The 14,408-nt window shown below is 64.3% G+C and carries 10 protein-coding genes; 5 read left to right on the top strand and 5 right to left on the bottom strand.

Annotated elements, in window-relative coordinates:
• Positions 1-150: 150 nt before the first annotated feature.
• Both CBW50_RS25025 and CBW50_RS25030 read right to left on the bottom strand, forming a co-directional pair.
• Complete coding sequence (locus tag CBW50_RS25025; RefSeq protein ID WP_086148029.1) at positions 151-939, bottom strand: DUF4349 domain-containing protein; 789 nt, start codon at positions 937-939, stop codon at positions 151-153.
• 16 nt (positions 940-955) lie between these two features.
• Positions 956-1,636: a transglutaminase family protein gene (locus CBW50_RS25030; RefSeq protein WP_216356408.1), complete on the bottom strand. Its 681-nt coding sequence runs from the start codon at positions 1,634-1,636 to the stop codon at positions 956-958.
• A gap of 180 nt (positions 1,637-1,816) precedes the next feature.
• Here CBW50_RS25030 and CBW50_RS25035 point away from each other — a divergent pair, with 180 nt between their 5' ends.
• From CBW50_RS25035 to CBW50_RS29130, 4 genes are all read left to right on the top strand, one after another.
• Complete coding sequence (locus CBW50_RS25035; RefSeq protein ID WP_086148030.1) at positions 1,817-2,386, top strand: DUF2760 domain-containing protein; 570 nt, start codon at positions 1,817-1,819, stop codon at positions 2,384-2,386.
• Positions 2,383-4,254, top strand: a complete 1,872-nt coding sequence (locus CBW50_RS25040) for an Hsp70 family protein (RefSeq protein WP_086148031.1) — start codon at positions 2,383-2,385, stop codon at positions 4,252-4,254. The genes CBW50_RS25035 and CBW50_RS25040 overlap by 4 nt, the downstream gene beginning before the upstream one ends.
• 2 nt (positions 4,255-4,256) lie before the next feature.
• The gene (locus CBW50_RS25045) at positions 4,257-7,034 is read left to right on the top strand and encodes an Hsp70 family protein (RefSeq protein WP_086148032.1); all 2,778 of its coding nucleotides are present in this window, start codon (positions 4,257-4,259) and stop codon (positions 7,032-7,034) included.
• Positions 7,035-7,602: 568 nt separating this feature from the next.
• Positions 7,603-8,742: a hypothetical protein gene (locus CBW50_RS29130; protein WP_139842631.1), complete on the top strand. Its 1,140-nt coding sequence runs from the start codon at positions 7,603-7,605 to the stop codon at positions 8,740-8,742.
• Between the two features lie 2 nt (positions 8,743-8,744).
• Here the strand turns inward: CBW50_RS29130 and CBW50_RS25050 are convergent, their stop codons facing one another.
• From CBW50_RS25050 to CBW50_RS25060, 3 genes are all read right to left on the bottom strand, one after another.
• Complete coding sequence (locus CBW50_RS25050) at positions 8,745-10,289, bottom strand: CHASE2 domain-containing protein (protein WP_086148033.1); 1,545 nt, start codon at positions 10,287-10,289, stop codon at positions 8,745-8,747.
• 124 nt (positions 10,290-10,413) lie between these two features.
• Entirely contained in the window at positions 10,414-11,742 is a 1,329-nt protein-coding gene (locus CBW50_RS25055) for a serine hydrolase (RefSeq protein ID WP_086148034.1), read from the bottom strand.
• A gap of 28 nt (positions 11,743-11,770) precedes the next feature.
• Positions 11,771-13,267: an alginate export family protein gene (locus CBW50_RS25060; RefSeq protein WP_086148035.1), complete on the bottom strand. Its 1,497-nt coding sequence runs from the start codon at positions 13,265-13,267 to the stop codon at positions 11,771-11,773.
• Positions 13,268-13,475: 208 nt separating this feature from the next.
• Here CBW50_RS25060 and CBW50_RS25065 point away from each other — a divergent pair.
• Positions 13,476-14,408, top strand: a 933-nt coding sequence (locus tag CBW50_RS25065; RefSeq protein WP_086148036.1) for a sigma-54-dependent Fis family transcriptional regulator, incomplete at its 3' end; no start/stop codon positions are given.

Here is a 14,408-nt window from a genome sequence, read left to right on the forward strand (position 1 = left end):
TTAAAGCAGAATGCATGCCAGCGGCGCCAGGCGTCCCGCATGGCGCACGGGGCCCGCGCCGCACGAAAAAAAACCTGGCTGCACAAGGACTGTGCAGCCAGGTTTCAAATTGCCGTAAAACGGTGCGCCTGACGCGGCTATCTTTGCGCTTTAATCCTTGCGCGGTGTACCTCGCAAGCGGCGCCAGCCCTTGCGGCCCAGCGGGAACAGCAGGACGAACGCGAGCAGCCACGGCAGGATGTAGGCCATGGCCGTGATGGCGTTGGCCACGCCTTCGGACAGGTTGTCCGTAAAATTGCCCAGCGCGCGCTTGACGGGCGTCCAGAACGATTGCTTGCCTTCGGCGCTGATGGCGACGTTCAGCAAATCCGTGTCTATGCGCTGCATCAACAGCGCGTTGGCCGCTGTCGCCTGCTCCAGCTCCACCTGCACGGTGGCCAGTTCCTTGGTCACCTTGATGAGGGCGTCGACATCCTTGCCCGAGCGCTTTTCCAGGTCCTGCAACTGCGCCTGGTACTGCCTGAGCATTTCCAGGCGTTTCTTGCTGTCGAGCACAGGGCGGCCCAGGTCTTCCACCTTGGTGCCCTGGCTGGTGACGTCGCCGCCGGCCGCGACCAGCGCGACGAGCTTTTTGATGCCCGCCGGCTTGGCGCGCATGCTGATGCGCGCGTGCACGTAGCGGCCGCTGTCGATGCTCGAATCGAGCAGCAAACAGCCGTTTTCCGTATCGGCCTTGCAGGCGGCGACGACTTTTTCATACAGGGGCCGCACCTGCGCCTCGCGCGTATCGACGCTGACATTATGCTCATAGGCAAGAAACTCGCTGCCCTTTTCCTTGCCGTCGAGGCGCGCGGCGCTCGATTGCCCGCCACCCTCGCCCTTGCCGCCGCAGCCGGCCAGCAGCATCAGGCCGATCAAACATATGGATACTTTTTTCATGATTTCTTTCTTCGAGTTATTTGTGCTGCGGCAGCAATTCAATATCGGGCAAATGCGCGGCCACGTCCTGCACCGTGGCATGGCCGGTCAGCGACGCGATCACCTGCGGCAGCGGTTCCGCCCAGATTTCCGGCAGATCGCGCTCTTCGGGCGCCAGCACGGGGAAGGCCAGCTGCTCGCGTGGGGGCGTGAAGGCGGCGGCGACACCAGGCTTGTTGCCGCGCGCATCGATGCGGTACCAGCCAAAGTCCTGCAGATACACGGCATTCAAGCCGTGCAGGCAGAACGGCGGCCCGATTTCGCCGACGGCCAGGCGCTGGTAGCACAGGCCGGCGGGGATGCCGTTGGCGCGCAGCAGCGCGGCCAGCAGATGGCTCTTCGCATAACAGTATCCCGTGCCATGCTGCAAGGCGTCGGACGCGCGGCAGGTGACGGGGTTGCGCCGGAAATCCCAGCTGTGGGCGATCTCGTCGCGCACGAAGGCAAAGCAGCGGGCCGCGATGGCGGCGTCGCCCACGGCACCTGCCGCCAGTGCGGCCGCCCTGGCGCGCACGGCCGGATGGTCGCTGTCGATATAGGTGCTGCTGGCCAGATATATGGAAAAGTCGGTGGACATGGCGTCAAGGTCATGCGAAAAGATAATGCGCGATTCTAGTCGAAGCGGCACGAAATCGAGCGTTTCCTTGCGCAGGAACAAAGAAAATCCACGCGCCAGGCAGGCTGTGTGGGGGCTGGCAACTTTGGCGCCGGCCCGCTAGCTGGTATCATGCGGACAAACGCCAGCCGGCAGTAAGCAATACGGACCGGCGCATGCACCACCTTGCGAAGCGGCCCGCGCCGCCGACGCCTCCCTACAGATCAGAGAAACGAGTTCCCTATGAGCACATCTTCTTCCCATCCATCGTTCTGGCGCCGAGTCCCGCTGGCTTTCGGCGCCTTTTTCAGCACCCTCTCGGACGCCGCTTATGCGGCCCGCGTGGAAAAACTGTCGCTGCCCGAGGCCGCACCCGTGGCGCCTGTGGCTCCGGCGCCGGCGCCGGCCGCCGCGCCCGTCATATTAAAGGAAGCCACGCCGGACGCCGCCCTGCAATTGCTGGCCCTGCTGCAACGCGAAGCGCGATTGATCGACTTCACCCAGGAAAACCTGGGCAGCCATGCGGACGCCGACATCGGCGCGGCCGCCCGCGTCGTGCATGAAGGCTGCGCCAAGGTCATGCGCGAGTATTTCACCATCGACGCCGTGCGCCAGGAAGCCGAGGGCAGCCGCATCGTCCTGCAGGAAGGCTTTGATTCCGCGCAAGTACGCCTGACGGGCAACGTCGTCGGTTCGGCGCCTTTTACGGGCACCCTGAGCCATCGCGGCTGGCGCGCCTCGAGCGTGCGCCTGCCAAAACTGAGCGAGCAGCACGACGCCGCCATCCTGGCCCCGGCCGAGGTGGAACTGTGAGCGATCAAGCCAACCACACCCCGCGCTACGCCATCGGCATCGACCTGGGCACCACCCACAGCGCCCTGTCGTATGTGAACCTGGTCGAGAGCGACGGCGAAAAGTCCAGCCACGGCGTGCTGAAAGTGCCGCAGCTGTCGGCGCCCGGCACGGTCGAAGACCTGCCGCTGCTGCCGTCCTTCGTCTACCTGCCGCACGCCGATGAAGTGGCGCCCGGCGACCTGGCCCTGCCCTGGGTCACGGAAGAAGCCGAAGCGCCGTTCGTCGTCGGCGAAATGGCCCGCAGCCGCGGCGCCACCACGCCGATCCGTCTGGTGTCCAGCGCGAAAAGCTGGCTGTGCCACCCGGGCGTGGACCGCCGCGCGGCCATCCTGCCGAACGACGCGCCGGCCGAAGTGCCGCGCATTTCACCGATTACGGCCGCCACGCGCTACCTGACGCACTTGCGCCAGGCGTGGGACCACGCCCACCCGCAAGCGCCGTTCGCCGAGCAGGAAATCACGGTGACGATACCCGCCTCGTTCGATCCGGCCGCGCGCGAGCTGACGATGGAAGCGGCGCAGGCGGCCGGCTACGCCTCGCTGACCCTGCTGGAAGAGCCGCAGGCGGCCCTGTACAGCTGGATCCAGACCAGCGAAGGCCGCTGGCGCAAGGAAGTCAAGCCGGGCGACATCATCCTGGTCGTCGACGTGGGCGGCGGCACCAGCGACTTTTCGCTGATTGCCGTGCTCGAACGCGACGGCGTGCTGGAACCGCACAGGGTCGCCGTCGGCGAGCACATCCTGCTCGGCGGCGACAATATGGACCTGGCCCTGGCCCACCTGGTGGCGCGCAAGCTGGCCGCCAACGGCACCCAGCTGGACGCCTGGCAGATGCGCGCGCTCACCTACGGCTGCCGCAGCGCCAAGGAAAGCCTGCTGGCCGACAGCGGCCTCGATGTGGCACCGATCGTCGTGCCCAGCCGCGGCTCGAAACTGATCGGCGGCTCCATCCGCACGGAACTGACGCGCGCCGAAGTATCCACCTTCATCCTCGACGGCTTCTTCCCCCAGGTGGAAGCGTCGAGCCGCCCCGCCGTGCGCACGCGCGCCGGCCTGACGCAACTGGGCTTGCCGTATGCGCAGGACGCGGCCATCACGCGCCACCTTGCCGCCTTCCTGGGCCGGCAAGTGGCGGCGACCGCCGAACTGGAAGGCTTTGCCGGCCGCCAGGCGCAAGGCGCCAGCTTTTTGCACCCGACGGCCGTGCTGTTCAACGGCGGCGTGTTCAAGTCCGACCTGCTGGTGCAGCGCATCATGGCCACCGTCAACGACTGGCTGTACATGGAAGGCGCGGAACCGGCGCGCATGCTGGCCGGCGCCGACCTGGACCTGGCCGTGGCGCGCGGCGCCGCCTACTACAGCTACGTGCGGCGCGGCCATGGCGTGCGCATCCGCGGCGGCACGGCCAGTTCCTTCTATGTCGCCATCGAATCGGCCATGCCGGCCATCCCCGGCATGGAACCGCCGATCCAGGCCCTGTGCGTGGCGCCGTTCGGCATGGAAGAAGGCAGCGAGCTGGAATTGCCGGGCCAGCAATTCGGCCTCGTCGTGGGCGAACCCGTGCACTTCCGCTTCTTCGCCTCGTCCACGCGCCGCAACGACCAGATCGGCGACTTGCTCGACTTCTGGGGTCCCGATGAATTGCAGGAGCTGAGCGAAATCCAGGCGACGCTGTCCGCCGAAGGCCGCTCGGCCGGCGACGTCGTGCAGGTCATGCTGCACGCCAGAGTGACGGAAGCGGGCACGCTGGAGCTGCTGGCCGTTTCCCCTGACGGCGCCGAGCGCTGGAAGGTGGAATTCGACGTGCGCGGCACGCCACAGCAATAAGCATGGGCAGCACTGCGGGCAAGCCGGCCTTCCTGGTCGGCATCGACCTGGGCACCACCAACACGGTGGTGGCGTATGCGGCGGCTGGCGATGCGCAGGCGGAAATAACCCTGTTCGCCATCGAGCAGCTGCTCGCTCCCGGCGAAGTGGGCGCACGCCCCCTGCTGCCGTCGCTGCGTTACCACCCCGCCGCCGGCGAACTGGCGGCGGGCGACTTGCAGCTGCCGTGGCCGCAGCAAGACGTTGAGCATGCCGTGCTGGGCGCGTTCGCGCGCCAGCTCGGCGCCCAGGTGCCGGGCCGGCTCGTGTCCAGCGCGAAGAGCTGGCTGTCGCATGCGAACGTGGACCGCCAGGCGCCCATCCTGCCATGGGGCGCCGATGCCGACGTGGCCAAGGTGTCGCCCGTGGCGGCCAGCGCCAGCTACCTCGCCTACGTGCGCGCCGCGTGGAATCACCGCTTTCCGCAGGCGCCCCTCGAAGAGCAGGAACTGGTGCTGACCATCCCCGCCTCGTTCGACGAGGGTGCGCGCGCACTCACCCTGGCAGCGGCGCGCATGGCGGGCTTGCCCTCGCTGCGGCTGGTGGAAGAGCCGCAGGCCGCCTTTTATGATTATCTGCACCGCCGGCGCGACACCTTGCGGCTTGACCTGGCGCAAACGCGCCGCATTTTAGTCTGCGACGTGGGCGGCGGCACCACCGATTTCAGCCTGATCGACGTGGCCTTCGACGACGATGGCGCACCGCAGCTCACGCGCAGCAGCGTGGGCAACCATTTGATCCTCGGCGGCGACAATATGGACCTGGCGCTGGCCCACCTGGTGGAAACGCGCATGGCGGCAGGCCAGGAAGGCGGCATGAAGCTGTCCGCCGCGCGCCTGTCGCAGTTGATGGAGCGCTGCCGCGCGGCCAAGGAACTGCTGCTGTCGAATGACGCGCCGGAGAGCACCACCGTGACCCTGCTGGGCGCGGGATCGCGTTTGATCGGCGGCAGCCGTTCCGCCGACGTCACGCGCGAGGAAGTGGCGGCCATGGTGGTCGACGGCTTCTTCCCCAAGGTGGAACGGGGCGACACGGCGAAAAAGGGCCGCGCCGGCATCGTCGAATTCGGCCTGCCGTATGCGCAGGACGCGGCCATCACGCGCCACCTGGCCAGCTTTTTGCACCAGCATCAAGGGGCACTGCAGGGCGAGCTGCCCGATACGCTGCTGCTCAATGGCGGCGTGTTCCGCGCCGACGCGCTGGCGCGCCGCCTGGCCGACACGCTGGCGCACTGGCGCGGCGCGCCCCTCACCGTCCTGCACAACGATAATCCAGACGTGGCCGTGGCCCGTGGCGCCGTCGCCTACGCGCTGGCGCGGCGCGGCCAGGCGCCGCGCATCGGCGGCGGCTCGCCGCGCAGCTATTTCCTCGTGCTGGGCGAGGCGGGCAAGGACCATCGCGCCGTCTGCATCCTGCCCCGCGGCAGCGCCAGCGGCGAAGAAATCCGCCTGACGCAGCGTCTGTTCGCGCTGCGCCTGGGCCGGCCCGTGCGCTTCCACCTGGCGTCCTCGCTCGCGGAAGCGGGCACGCCGCCGCAACTGGGCGACATCGTCGACCTGGCCGAGGGCGAATACCTGCGCCTGCCGCCGCTGGCCAGCGTGCTGCACGCCAGCGACGGCAATGACAAGCGCGAAATCACCGTGCAGCTGGCCACCGTGATGACGGAAGTGGGCACGCTGGAAGTGCACTGCGTGGCCGAAGCCGATGCCAGCGACCGCTGGCTGCTGGAATTCCAGCTGCGGGGCGAAGAGGAAGCGCAGGCCGAAACGTCCAGCATGCCGCCACGCGTGAAGGAAGCCATCGACAAGATCGAGCGCATCTTCGGCGGCAAGGGGCAAAAGGTCGAAACCAAGGAAGTGCGCCAGCTGCGCCAGCACCTGGAACGGGGCCTGGGCGGGCGCGAGAGCTGGGAAACTCCCTTGCTGCGCCAGCTGTTCGACGCCCTCATGCTGCGCGCGCGCGGACGGCGCCGCTCCGCCGAGCACGAGCGGGTGTGGCTGAACCTGGCCGGCTACTGTCTGCGGCCCGGCTATGGCGACGCGCTCGACCCGTGGCGCATGGAACAGCTGTGGCTCCTGTTCGACACGGGCGTCCAGCATCACAAGGACAACCAGGTGTGCGCCGAATGGTGGACCCTGTGGCGCCGCGTGGCCGGCGGCTTGAGCACGCAGCAGCAGCTGCGCCTGCTCGACGATTTCGCCTTCAACCTGCAAGCTGATGCGGCCCAGCGCGGCAGCCGCCCCGTCACCCTCGTCAATGGCAGCGACGACGACATGCTGCGCCTGGGCGCCTCGCTCGAGCGCATCCCCGGCGCCTACAAGGCGGAAGTGGGCGCCTGGCTGATCAAACGCCTGCACAAGGCGGATAAAAAGGGCGAAGCGGCCGATACGAACACCCTGTGGGCGCTGGCCAGGGTCGGCGCGCGCCAGCCCTTCCACGGCAGCGCGCACGAAGTGGTCGACAGCGCCACCGTGGCCGAATGGCTCATGATGCTGCTGGCGCTGGACTGGAAAAAGACGGAACCGGCCGCGTTTGCCGCCGCCCACCTGGCGCGCATGACGGGCGACCGCTCGCGCGACATCGCCGACGAACTGCGCGCCACCATCCTCGCCCGCCTGAAAGCCGTGGGCGCGCCGCCCCTGTGGCAGGCGATGGTCAGCGAAGTGACGCAGCTGGACGAAGCAAATACCAAGCGCATGCTGGGCGAGGCGCTGCCGCCGGGCTTGAAGCTGATCGGCTGATCGGATTCAAGCGCAGCCTGCTTACGCCAGCGCCAACAGCAGCAGCATGATTCCGGGATAGGTGCGGCGCACATATCCCCACGTCGCCCATCTGGCAGTTCAGGCGCGTATATATACTACCTGGCACACGCCAGCAGCAGTGACAAGCGGGCAACCCGCCGTCTCCCATGATGACTGTGCTTCCATCGAATCAATATTAAAGCCCGCGCAGCCCCCTCTTCACTGCCGCGACTGTGTGCTGTTCAAGGGTGTGCCTGCATTTTCCAGCCGAACGTCTCAGCCGGCCAAATGAAACACCTGGATAAGCTTTTGTCTGCACCAGAAGCCGACGTCACCGGAAAATCATCCAAAATTGCTGCAGGCATCTTCAGGTGTCTATGGTTTTCCAAAACCAATAAAAATGGCAACTCGGTTATGCCATTAAAGAATCGCATCCAAATACCTGAAAGTCACAATCTCATTCAATTCAGCCACCTTACTCATGACATGCATCAATACTGAAACATTTTAAATGCCGCATCATGATATTTATTGCACTATTTGACACCCCATACATTTCCAATAAAAAATGACTTCACAAAATAAAATACTTAACTTCAAATCGAAAAACAAAGTCCCGCCCACAAAAAAGGAAACCATCAAAGATTGGTTATCCATAACAAAAGACATGCTTGACATCGCATGGCGAGTAGCGCCACCCCTATCGCTGGCATGTGCCGGATTATTCCTCTGGATGTATTTGAAACATATCCAATGGAGTGGCTTGTTTTATGAATCCGCCATGACAGTAACGGGACTCACCTTTCTGGTTCTGGCAGCGGTAGCGTTGAGCGCAATTAGTTTATTCATTCTTTCAACGCCATCGATACTGATGGGAATTACTCTATCCTATTTTGATAAAAATCAAAAAATCAAAAAAGAAGTCTCCACCATTTATTGGATAGCACTTAGTTCCTGGTTGCTCGTGATAAATGCAAGTCCATATATGGACGAAACCTATGCCTGGATATTTATTCTTCCAATAATGACAACATCCCTTTATGGATACTTAAAATCAGATAAGTTGGAAAATTCAACCCCGACAATACATACCAGAAAATGGAAAATCGCCAATACGCTTGCAGTGATCGCCATGTCGAATTTTGCAATATTCGGAATAATCTTTCCGATATTTTTCTTTGATGGAATCATGTCGCATTATGCAGCAAATTCGGGCGATGAGACAAGTAACAAAACGATAACTCTGTTACTTATCCCTCTTGCAACACTTGCTCCAGGCCTGATGTACCTGACACTGCGAAAAATAAATACTGGAACACATAATTTGTTTAAAGTACTCGTAACCACATCAGTAATGTTCATCTATTCAACATTCTTCCTTGTGTTAACTTTTACTCCTGCATCAAAAATACTTTTGGAAAGTACTGAAATATACAACAACAATAAAAAGAAATTCCAAATACTAAAACCAGAGCTTAAAGAAATAATAAAACATACGGATATTGAAACAAAGTCGGATGGCGAATTGAGCACGATTTCAGCTTACATTCGCTACAGCTTTGCAGGAACAAAACTGATCTGCAATGAACCATTGGAATTCATCGATTTCTCCAATTCGACGTCAAAAAAACGGAATAAGATAGATAAATCAAGCACCCTAAACTGCGTAGCGACTGTACCTGGCGACCTGCGTGAATTCAGTAATTAGCTTTACACCAGCGCCACCACCACCAGCAGCAGCACCGCCAGCGGCGCCTGCACCAGCACGATGCCGGGATGCGTACGGCGCAGCCGGGCCCACACGGACAGGCCCGGCACTTCCGCGTGCGGGTGGTGGGCTTCGTCGCGCAGCGACATCGCGTGCAGGAACATGCCGGCGATCAGGGGGCCGGGGTTGACCCACCAGCCCTGCTCGAGCAAGCCGCGCGACAGGTAGATGGCCAGCGCGCCGATGGCAAACGGCGAAGCCCACACCAGCACCAGCAGCAGGCGGATGGCATAGAATTCCGCCACGATACCCATGCGGTGCAGGCGGCTGAAATCATGGTCTTCCATGCGCTGGTCGATGGCCAGCTCGGCGCGGCCGTACAGGGACCACAGGCCGCCAAACAGGCATCCCAGCAGCACGCCGATGACGATGTCGGCCGCGAACACCACGTATTTATTCACGTCGGCCGTGCCGATGCCCAGCGAGGTGTGGGCGGCCGCATGCAGGTGCAGGCCGGCCTGCTCGCCTTCGGCCGTCGTGTAGCGCTCGCGCACGTCATAGGTGCTGCCGATATACACGACGTTCTTGCGTAGTGCATTCGCCGCCACGCCGGCCTGCCCATCGATCAGTTGTACGCGCGTGCGCGTGGGGTTCAGAAATGCCGGCGCCACGGCAGCCGGGTGAAACGGCGCGGTGACGGCGTTCTGCTCAGCCGCATCCTTGGCGTCGCCGTGGATGACAGGTTCGAACGCCCGGCGCGCCAATTCCTTTTCGCTGGCCGTGCGCCGCGCCAGCTGGCACACGCGGCCGGCCAGCGCCAGCCCTTTCTTTTGCTCGGACAAGGCGGCCGGCATGGGCTGCTGCCGCTCCTGCCCGTCGGCGCCATGCGCCAGCTCGAAGGCCACGGCCGCCAGCACGGGGCTTTTCAGCTCGATGCGCGTGACGGCGCCCATGCGTTCGCGGATCCGCGGGCTGGCGAAGTGGATGCCGGCCGCGCAGCGCGCGCGTATCCACGACAGGTTCGCGTTGCGGTCCGATTGTTCGGGCAGGATCAGTACCAGTTGCCGGCCGTCGGCGGCCAGCCGGTCGAGCAGGCTGTCGAGCGGCCGCTCGCCATGCTTGTGCTGTTCATACACGGCCGGCGCCAGGTCCAGGTCGATGGCCAGCACCTGGCTGCCGCGCGCGGCGGCGCTGGCGATCACTTGCTCCAGGCGCGTGCGTTCCAGCGGTTCGCGCTCGTCGAAGACCTGTTCGAACGCGGGCTGGTCGATTTCGATGATGGCGGGCCGGTAGGCGGCGCCCGGGTCCTTGCCCCGCTCCAGCAGCTGGCCCTGTGCCGCGCTGGCGCGCAGCATGGCCGCATCGAGCCATTCGAGCACATGAAAACCTTCCAGCACCAGCATCAGCGCGGCGATCAGGCTGGCGCCGATCACGTGGTGCAGCAGATGCGTGCCCGTCAGCCTGAAGGCCGAGCCCAGCTGGGCGACCGGCCACAGCAGGCGCCGCCACAGCGGCGGGCGCGGTTGTTCCGGCTGGCTGGTTTCCACGGTGCGTTCCCTTCGCGTGCGCCGTATAAATTATCATTAATACAACAAATGATGACGAAAGGATAGTGTATTGCAGTTGTGCCCGTTCCGCCGCACGGCTGGCCATGCAGCCGCGCGGCCAGCCTTACTTCGGCCTGGCCAGCAGCAGCTTGCCCAGCGCTTCGAAAGCCGGCGTGGTGGTCGGATCGTTGGCCGCATTGGCCGCCGTCGGCGTCGAGGCGAAGCGCACGATCACCATTTCCGCCTTCGGATCGATGTAGATGCGCTGGCCGTACACGCCGCGCGCCATGTAGGCGCCATGGTCGTTATGCGTGACCCACCACATGTCGCGGTAGCTCCAGCCCTTGAGCAAATCGTAGCCGCCCTTGGCGAACAGCTGCTTGTCGCCGCCACGGCGGATATCGTCGACGGCCGCCTTGGGCAGAATCTGCTGGCCGTTGTAGCGGCCATCGTTGCGCAGCATCTCGCCGAAGCGGGCCAGGTCGCGCAAGCCCGCATTCAGGCCGCCGCCGGCAAACGGCGTGCCCGTCGAATCGACCGTCATGTAGGCATCCTGCTCGGCGCCCAGCTTTTGCCAGACATGCTCGGACAGGTAGTCGTTGACGTTCTGCCCCGTGACGCGGGCGATGATCCAGCCCAGCACGTCGGAGTTGACCGTGCGGTAGCCGAACGCCTCGCCATGCCGGCCCTCGTGCCGCACCGTCTGCAGGTACTCGAAATAGCTGCGCGGGCCCGTGTAATCCCTGGGCTTGGGCAGCGGGCTGCCGGCCGCCGCGTGCTGCCACACTTCCGCTTTCGGGTCGGCGTAGTCTTCGCTGAATTTCAGGCCCGTGGTCATGTCGAGCACCTGGCGCACGGTGGCGTCGCCAAACGCAGATTTGGCCAGTTCCGGCACATACTCGGCCACTTTCTTGTCAGGATCGAGCTTGCCTTCGGCCACCAGCGCCGCGCCCAGGGTGCCCATGACGGACTTGGTCACCGACATGGCGCCGTGCTGGCCGCTTTCCTTCAGCACGCCAAGGTAACGTTCATACACGATGCGCCCCCGGTGCAGCACCACGATGCCGTCCGTGTAGTTGGCGCCCAGCGACTGTTCCCAGGTCATCGTTTCCTGCGCGCCCAGGGGCATGAAGCGCAGGCTGTCGATATCCTTGCGCAGCGCGCGTTTCAATGGCACGGGCGCCTTCAAGCCGCGCGCCACGTCCACCGTCGGCATCAGCTGGCGGAAGTGCGACACGCTCCAGCGCAGCTGCGGGAAATTGAAATAGCTGCCATCGTCGAAACGGATGATCTTGTCGGCCGGCGGCGGTGCGCCCACCATCCATTGCAAGGCAGCCGGATCGCTGGCGGCGGCCGACAGCGGCGCCGTCGTCTCGGCCGCGTGGGCGCCGGCGGCCAGCGCCAGGCAGGCGGCGGCCAAAGCCAGGCGTTTCATGCTGGGGAAATCGTTCATGCGGTGCTCTCCTTGATCAACAAAATACTTAATAAACCCATGCCACGTTCGCCAGCCAGCCCGTCCACGTTTTGGCCTGGCCATTCACCAGTTGGTTCACGCCCGACTGCGCGAACGAGGCGCTGAAACCCAGGGTCAGGTAGGTATTCGGGTTCACCACGCGCACATACTTGACGAAGACATCGTTGGCCAGCATCGGGCGCAGCACGCCGGCGATCACCACGGGCGCGTCGCCCGGCACGTCGAGGCGCGTGGCCTGGCCGAACTGCAGCGGACTGCCCATCCGGTTGGCCCGCACCTGGGCCAGGTAGGCGGTCACGGTATCTTTCGGCGTCGGGTGCAGCTCGATGGTGGCCTGCAGCGCGTTCACGTTGGCATTGACGAAAACCCAGGTGGCCTTGCTGCCAGAAGCCCAGGCGCCCGGCGTGCCTTCGAAGAACAGCGGGTCGAAGCGCTCGTTGCGCGCCGTGCGCGGATCGTCGCCGGAAAAACTCTGGTAGCCAAGGGTGAACTTCGGCGTCCAGGCCACGTCGGGCAGCGAAAAGCCCCCTTCCGTGCGCCAGCCCCAGGCCCGCATCGGCTCGCGCGTATTCCATTCGCGCGCCGCGTCGACGCCGAACCAGCCTTTCGACAGCACGGTGGGCAGCACGGGAACGCGCGCGTAGCCATACACGAACTGCAAATCCTTGCGGCCATCGGGCACGGCCAGCGGCGCGCCGATGCCGCCCGGCGCCGCCTGCGGATACGCGGCATGCGACCGCGGTACCTTGCCGTACGCGATGCCCGCCTTGCGGTCGTTCGCTGGCGCGTAGCTGACATCGACGCCGACGACGCGCGTGCCGCTATCGTTGTCGGGGTTTTCATTCGGGTCGAGGTAAAACGCCTGGGCGCTGAACGCGTCCTGGCTTATTTTGGCCACCACGGAATTCTGGAAGGCCTTGCGCGGCCCCAGTTTCAGCGCGCCCCGGTCAAAGCCGTTCGATCCGCCATTGGCGATCAGCATGCCCGTGCCCAGCGTGAAATTCTGCGCGCCGGCCGACAGGTCGAGCATGACGCGCGTGCCGCCAAGCGGCATGCGGATGCCGGCGACGAGTTCCTCGATCGAGATGCGGCCCGTGTCGCCCGCGCCGAATGGATCGTGGCGCAAGGTGCCCGAGCCGACGGCCGACACGCGCGCATACAGCTGCTTGCCATCGCCCAGGTTGCGCTTGAAACCGAGCGCCGGCTTGACATAGAACTCGTACCAGTAGGGCTTGAAATCGAAATCGGGATTGCGCGCCGGCGTATTCGACAGCTTCCAGAACAGATTGCTCTCGCCCGCCACCTGCACGCCCGCTTCCACGGAACGTGTCATGTGCCAGTCGGCGCCGATGGCCGGTTCGACGGCGGCGCGCCGGGCCACTTCTTTTTCCATGCTGCTCTGGCCATCGGGATCGAGCTGGCCGGCGGCGCCGCAGGCGGCGCTCCAGCCCAGCAGGGCCAGGACGAGTGCATGGCGCACGGGGAACATCGCTTGCGTTGCCATAGATATCCCTTGCGCTAACTGACTGTCAATTTGAGCGGATGTTATCAGAGATGCTCTTTTTTATTGTTGTAAAGCATCCTATTGTGCGGGGCCAGGGGCTGAGACGAACGTCTCACGCGCGCGCCATGCTGCAGCGCAGGATGCGCCACCCCCGCCTTCATGCTACAAACAGGCAACCATACAAAATATCGAGACACCGGAGAGCGCCATGCCCTACATCCGCCAGACCAGCCATATCGACCGCGTGCGCGACCTGATCGCCGGCCGTATCGTCCATCCAGGGGCCGATACGGCCAGGCTGGCGTCATCGTACCGGCGCTCGCTGGACGATTACCGGCTCGATCCCGCCTCCACCACGGGGCCGCGCATCCTGACGGGCGCCGAGCTGCGCGCCATCCAGCAATCCGAGGAAAATTTTCTGCGCTCCACGGGCCAGTGCCTGCCGCGTCTGCACGCCATGGTGCGCGAAGCGGGCTACTGCGTCATCCTCGCCAATGCGCGCGGCGTGACGATCGACTACGTGGTCGACACGGACCAGCGCAAGGACTTCAAGAAGGCGGGCCTGTATCCCGGTTCGTGCTGGTCGGAAGAAGAGGAAGGCACCTGCGGCATCGCTTCCGTGCTGCTCGACCAGGAAGCCATCACCGTGCACAAGAGCGACCATTTCCGCGCCGCCTTCACGGGCCTGACCTGCAGCGCCGCACCGATCTTTTCGCCGCACGGCGACTTGATCGGCGTGCTCGATGCCTCGGCCTTGAGTTCGCCCGACGCGCGCGACAGCCAGCGCCTGGTAAAACAGCTGGTGCGCCAGGGCGCAACGCTGATCGAGGACGGCTTTTTCCTCAAGACCTACAGCCATTGCTGCATCCTGCTGGCGCACCGCAACCGCCACTTCGTGGAAGTGCAGCCGGAGATGCTGCTCGCCATCGACGAACATGGCGACGTCGTCGCCGCCAACGGCTGCGCGCGCGACGTCATCCCCGGGCTGGGCGCCCTGCCGCGCCCCGTCGCCGAGGTGCTGGAAGTGCGCGCCGAGCGGCTGTTCGATGCGCGCGCGAGAGGCAGTCTGCTGTCCCTGCGCCTGGCGGGCGGAGGCAGCTGGCTGCACGCGCGCGTGCGCGCGCCGCTGCGCCAGGCCGGC

Origin of the sequence: Janthinobacterium sp. GW458P (assembly GCF_002127585.1) — a bacterium.
GTDB lineage: Bacteria > Pseudomonadota > Gammaproteobacteria > Burkholderiales > Burkholderiaceae_D > Janthinobacterium.